The 946-nt window shown below is 47.1% G+C and carries 1 protein-coding gene; it reads right to left on the bottom strand.

Going from position 1 to position 946, the window contains the following annotated elements:
• Positions 1-946, bottom strand: a 946-nt coding sequence (locus R7Q11_RS25165; RefSeq protein ID WP_225466878.1) for a M16 family metallopeptidase, incomplete at both ends; no start/stop codon positions are given.

Below are 946 nucleotides of genomic sequence, written 5' to 3'. Positions count from 1 at the left end.
ATCAAAATCTTCTTGTTTGAACGCTGGCGACAGCAGCATCTCTTCAACAATTTTCAGTGTTGGCTCTAAATTCTTTTCTAAAGAAGAAACGCTGATGTTCGTCGTGTAGCCTGTGGCATCGACAGAGATCATGCTGCCGAGTTTATCGAGCTCAGCTTGAATTTGTTCCACGCTACGTTTGGTCGTTCCTTCTTGCAACATAGCGGCCGTCAGTTGCGCTAGGCCTTCTTTGCCTTTTTCCACAAAACGCGTGCCCGCAGGCAAGCTGAATTGCATCATGACTGTCGGAGTTTCGTTGCTCACGGTGCCGAGTAGTTCAGAGCCGTTGTCAAAGTGCACATTGTACAGTTCTGGCATTGTTGCTTTCACTGGCTCACCGACCGGTGGCTGCACTGAACGATCAAAATTGTCCGTTGCGCGGCGATAGGCTAACTGATCATCGGTAATTTTTTTGTACTCTGGCAAGGTACGTTCTGGCGTTGTAAATGTCGCAGACTTAACAGCAAGATCCGTTTTGCCTTTTGGTACCACGCTCAAGGTGACTTTCGACTTACCTTGAATAAAGTTTTGGTACACCTTCTCAACAGATTGAGGAGTCACGGCGCGAATCTGTTCCAATTGTTTTTCAATCAAGTCAGGTTGGCCAAAGAAAGTTTCATTCGACGCTAGCTGTGTGACTTTACCTTTCACGCTTTCAAGCGCGAAAATCGCATCCGCTTCAGCTTTACCTTTCAACTGCTCCAGACGATCGTCAGTGACGCCTTTCTCTGCAAACTTGCTCATCGACTTCATAAGCTCATCATACAAGGTCGAAAGATCGCCTTTGTCTCCAGAATCTCCCATCGCGTAGACATAGAAATTACACGCAAGCTCTGCACAGTCATGGAAGGAACCCGCATCAACCGCTTTTTGCGTCTTCACTAAATCTTGGTACAGCACGCTGTTG

The organism is Vibrio sp. 970 (genome assembly GCF_033339075.1).
This window is presented reverse-complemented; position numbering and strand designations above follow the sequence as displayed.